The following is a 3,974-nucleotide window of genomic DNA, read 5'->3' on the forward strand; positions in this document are numbered from 1 at the left end:
CTTCAATTGTTGCAGGACAGTCTAACGAATTATAAAAAAGCGTATTATTTATCTGATAGAAGTTTTGATTTCTGGTATGACTTACAATACATATATGTCGAGCTGAATATGTATGAAAAAGCACAAAGATTATTAGAACAATGTCAATTCAAAGTTTCACAGTTAGATTTATCTTTTCTAGAAGATTATTTGGTTATATCTTTAGAAATTTTATATAACTGCAATAAATTTAAACAAATGCAACCGTTATTGAAAATTTTAGATACACATTTTAGTGATAATGAAAAATTATCGGATATGAAAGAAACACTAGAAAGTGAAGTGAGCGAATATCATGAATAACTATCGAATTATCTTAAGAAAATATCCTATTGCAATCAATTTTTTTATTTTCAATTTGTTTTTTAAACTATCTATGTATACTTCAAAAACAGTTCATGCACTCTGGTTTGAAATGAATGATAGGCTCCCTAATTATGGTCTATCCTATTCTGCCATGGCATTTGCTGGCATCTTTTCATTTTATATTGGTAAAAAAATAGGACGATTTACCCCTCAAAGAGTGATTCAATGTGGTTTAATTTTATATAGTATTGGCTTATTTTTTAGGATGTTTCCTAATAACTCAGGCATTTCTATAATATCTGGTTTTGTTTCAGGAATCGGTGCTTCGGTAGTGTTGTTATTAATTAGAGTATGGATTGTGGGCATAGGAAGTGAAGAAGAACGTTCCTCTATTGTATCGTTGAAAGAATTTGCAGATGGAGTAGGAAGTTCTTTAGGCATGCTACTAGCAGGTTTTCTTGTCTGGATTTTAACATTCTTGTTTCAAAACGCTACACAATTGACTCTACTTTTTTCGAGCGTCCTTTGCCTGATTACTGTATTTCTAATTCCTCCTATTACTCAATCTCATAATGAGAGTGGCGATTTGGAGAAGGCTGAATTTAAACATTTTGCAAAAGCTAGAACCCTGCTTGTTGGAACTATAATATTCGGCTTCATTATGGGGGGAAGCGTAAGTTTATTTGCTCCATATCTTCCAGTTATTTTAAGCAAACAAGGTATAAATGTATCTGTTATTGGTGTAACATTGACAATTTTAGGACTACTGAGTACTTATTTCTCTTCTCTTTTTTCAGGTCAAAAAACCTCAAAATATAAAGAGTATATCTTTGTGGTCAGTGAAATTTTAGTGGGCTTATCAACAGCTTTATTGATATTTAATATGCAATTTTTATACTTGTTTCTTATTCTTATATGCAGAGCTTTGTTCTTAAATGGTTCTGTAATTAGTCAAGAATTAATGGAGTTGGATATGTATCCTAAAGAACAAATTTCATATTTCTATGGTATATCTCAAACTTCATATTTTATTGGAGATAGTTTAGGTGGATTACTTGGAGGGAATCTGTATGCAAATGATTTACAAAAAACATTAATCATTTTCTTTATCATTTCCACTATAAATGCAATTTCTTTGTTTCTTTTTTATAAGTATATGAAAAAGTAGGTCACAGGATGATGAAAATAAAAAATTTGGATTTAAATGATGCTATATTCCTATCTTATACTCAAGATAGTAAACTTTTATGGCATGATGAATTATTAGTAGATAATAATGGACAAATAATATATGACAAAGAATTTTCTGCAATACTATCAAATGATAATTTTATTTACATATTTAGTCTGGAAAATTCGTATTTAGTGTTATCTAGAATTAATATTAATCTAGAGCTTAAATTGGATACCTATAAACTAGTCAATATATCAGATAAAGCAGAGATACTAAATGTCTATTTTTATAATTCAGATATTGTTGTGATCATTTCTGATGATACAGCTTCTATCTCTCAGTTTCTTATTTCTTTTGAAGAGGAAAAACTTATCACTGCTATGATAAGTAATATTGGGGAGAAACAGGACTTGTATAGAGTCTATAATGATATTGAATTGCGGTTAATTTCCACACCTAATATACAGCCCAATCTAGAAATTGATGGAAAAATTATACAGAATTATCTATGTGATCGAGGAAATATGGTGTGCAGTCTTTACTCTACTACTCGTATATCTCTTTATAATTTCGAAAACGATTCATACTTAATAGAAAGTTTAGACTTGTTTTATCCTATTATTAACGCTATTTTAGACGAGTGGAATCTTTTTGTCATTTTGAATAGATTCGGTCGAACAACTTTAGTTAGTATTGACTTGAAAACAAATATGATTAAAGAATATGATTTTGAAGGGAAGATTGATTTTTGTTTACTTCAAAACAGTAGACTTGTTTTGAAGCATAGTACGATTGAAGGATTCGAGTTTTTACTTTTTGAAGATGGAAAATTTGAGACAATCTATAGAGATATGTCAGAGGAGTTAATAAGCAAAGAATTCTATTTTGAGAAGTTTGAAGGGATTCATTATAAGTCAAATAATCCAGAAAAGTTATTAGTTTCTTTACATGGTGGTCCAGAATCCTATGAATTTAATTCATTTACTAATGCTAAAATATATCGGTTTGCCTTGAACAACTCGGTAGATGTCTTGGTTGCTAATTATATTGGGTCGTCTTATTCAGTTAATACAGAATTATCAAATAAAAATTGGAATTATGTGATAGATGAATTGGTAAGAACGATTGAGTATATAGTGAGTAAAACAGTAAAAGATGTTAAAAAAGTTTATTTATATTCAGGAAGTTTTGGATCTATATTAGGATTACTACTGAGTGCCAGATTTTCTCACAATCTAGGTGGACATATATGCGTTTCCCCTTTGATAGATTTATCTAATCAAATAAAAAAAACAAGTGGAATGGAAAGGAAATGGTTTACTGATAAGTTCTCGACAACTGAAATTACAGAAATGTTTTCTGATAAGGTGTGGAAGAAAAATCTTCCTTATAAAACATTCATCATGCAAAGTCCTAGAGATAAAGTTTTAGATTTTTATTATATGAAGTCGACATTGAACAACTATAAATGTTTTGAAATTGATGAATTACCAATAAATGGTCATGGGCCTGAAACTGAATTTGAACTCGATATACTTAATCAAAGTGTTTTAGAAAAAATGAATAAATTATTTGTTGATTGACAATGATAATTTTCTGTAATCGTCCAATAACGAAGTATATTGAAAAATCTCCATATTAGGAACTATCCGTGAGTTCTCTAATCTGGAGATTTCTTATAGGGGCTGGAGCTCTTCTTGACGTCTCTGTAGGCGTTCATCAACTGACAAGTCTTCCCAGTCTCTTTCCAAGGCAAATAACTGGTCACAATAAGCTAAACCTTTAGCTCCTAAGGATGAGTTATCTGCTTGCTTGGGGGTGGATTCAAAAAACTTCCTTCTCACATGCGCCCAACATCCAACAAGTTCAGCTTCTTCCAGTTGACGATAAGCTTCTAGCGGTTCGCAGTTTACCAAGCTTAGCGTCGCCTTGCTCCTAAACCTTGGACTGCTATCGCATAGGCAGAACTAGAGGACTAAAGTCCTAAGTTACTGCCGCAACATATCACAATGCACATATCCAGAATAATCTCCTAGGAATTCTTGTACTACTGAACCACTTCGACGCTGATCATGGAGGTAGAGTGTGTTTGCTTGCTTCTCTGATTTTCCTGACAAAAAAGTCCAATAGTAAGTCAGCTGACTAGCACTCTCTAGAGCCCGATAATAGGTTTCATCCGCATGAAGAAGAGCTTGTTCTAACAACTTTTCTCGTAAAAGGTTATAAAGGGACTCTAAATAGTATTGACTCGTCTTGATATGCCAATTAGAGATTTCCTTACGTGTGATTGGTAAACCCATCTTAGCCCAATCTTCTTCCATAGGCTTCCCTCTCTGTTTTCTAACTTTATCATACTAAAAAGAAAGGCATCATTTCAATAGAAATCACGACTTTCTGATGAATTTATTTTTGGAGTGATAGAAAAGCCCTTCATCAGCCAGTCTACTTGTTCCGG

The 3,974-nt window shown here is 31.8% G+C and carries 3 protein-coding genes and 1 pseudogene; 3 read left to right on the top strand and 1 reads right to left on the bottom strand.

Going from position 1 to position 3,974, the window contains the following annotated elements:
* From HT687_RS11350 to HT687_RS11360, 3 genes are all read left to right on the top strand, one after another.
* Positions 1–342 (top strand): hypothetical protein (locus HT687_RS11350; protein WP_205380543.1); only part of this gene is annotated, 342 nt, incomplete at its 5' end.
* Positions 335–1,513: an MFS transporter gene (locus HT687_RS11355; RefSeq protein ID WP_023941358.1), complete on the top strand. Its 1,179-nt coding sequence runs from the start codon at positions 335–337 to the stop codon at positions 1,511–1,513. The genes HT687_RS11350 and HT687_RS11355, both read left to right, overlap by 8 nt.
* A gap of 8 nt (positions 1,514–1,521) precedes the next feature.
* The gene (locus tag HT687_RS11360; RefSeq protein WP_138699593.1) at positions 1,522–3,102 is read left to right on the top strand and encodes a hypothetical protein; all 1,581 of its coding nucleotides are present in this window, start codon (positions 1,522–1,524) and stop codon (positions 3,100–3,102) included.
* 96 nt (positions 3,103–3,198) lie between these two features.
* Here the strand turns inward: HT687_RS11360 and HT687_RS12405 are convergent.
* Positions 3,199–3,837 (bottom strand): annotated as a pseudogene (locus HT687_RS12405) (transposase); the annotation flags it as partial.
* Positions 3,838–3,974: the final 137 nt, after the last annotated feature.

Origin of the sequence: Streptococcus sp. 1449 (genome assembly GCF_013276805.1) — a bacterium.
Taxonomy (GTDB): Bacteria; Bacillota; Bacilli; order Lactobacillales; family Streptococcaceae; genus Streptococcus; species Streptococcus pseudopneumoniae.

Bases quoted from the DNA above. Each gene is read 5' to 3' on its own strand.
- HT687_RS11355 (WP_023941358.1), top strand. From the start codon at position 335: ATGAATAACTATCGAATTATCTTAAGAAAATATCCTATTGCAATCAAT.
- HT687_RS11360 (WP_138699593.1), top strand. From the start codon at position 1,522: ATGATGAAAATAAAAAATTTGGATTTAAATGATGCTATATTCCTATCT.